The sequence below is a fragment of the Asaia krungthepensis NRIC 0535 genome (assembly GCF_025995175.1).
Taxonomy (GTDB): domain Bacteria; phylum Pseudomonadota; class Alphaproteobacteria; order Acetobacterales; family Acetobacteraceae; genus Asaia; species Asaia krungthepensis.
The window spans coordinates 1-813 of record NZ_BAPV01000052.1 but is presented as its reverse complement, the minus strand read 5'-3'; the positions used below and the strand labels follow the sequence as shown (position 1 = coordinate 813).

Here is an 813-nt window from a genome sequence, read left to right as displayed (position 1 = left end):
TGACTCAATACTGTCATTTGGAGTTGGGATTGGACGAGACGATCGGGGCGACGGATGCGGAATGGGCGCTGATCGGCCCGCTGCTGCCGGCCGAGACGGGACGTGGTTGCCGCCCTGCCGGGGATGATCGTCGGTTCTTCGACGGCATGATGTGGATGACGCGGACGGGCGCGCGGTGGCGCCATCTTCCGTCCTACTACGGCAAGTGGAACTGCGTCTTTCGCCGTTACCCCCGCTGGGTTGAGCCGGGCGTGTTAGATGCTTTGCTTGAAACTCTGGCGGAGCTCGCAGGGCGTGACCGCTCGGCCGACATGATCGACAGCACGGTTGTGCGAGCTCGCCATTGTACCGCGGGCATGAAAAAGGCGTTGGTCCGGCCGAGGCGTTTGGCCGATCACGCGGCGGCTTCTCGACCAAACTCCATGCCCGATGCGATGCGCGTGGTCTCCCGCTCGCCTTCGTCTTAACGCCGGGGTAGGCGCATGATCAGCAGGGCTTCGGACCGTTGTTCCGCGCCATCGGCGGTTGTCTCGACAAGCTCCTGGCAGATCGCGGCTACGATGCCGATCAGATCCGGGCCGACATCGCATACACCGTCGCGCGGCCAGTGATCACGGCCAAATGCCGGAGGCGAAACCCCGCCAGCCACGAACGGCACGCCTACAAGCTCCGTAACCGCATCGAGCGCATATTCCACAGGCTCAAGACCTGGCGGCGTGTTGCCACACGATATGACAAGACCGCACAGTCCTGCCTCGGATTTGTTTCAATCGCCTCAGCCTTCCTCTGGCTCAGATTCGTCCACCAGCACTA

Annotated in this window: 2 protein-coding genes; both read left to right on the top strand. The window is 62.9% G+C overall.

Translation table 11 applies throughout. The features are described from left to right. On the top strand, positions 1-467 hold a 467-nt coding region (locus tag AA0535_RS12305; RefSeq protein WP_264816691.1), incomplete at its 5' end, for a transposase. A 38-nt stretch (positions 468-505) separates the two neighbouring features. Further along, positions 506-813, top strand: a 308-nt coding sequence (locus AA0535_RS12300; protein WP_264816689.1) for a transposase, incomplete at its 3' end; no start/stop codon positions are given.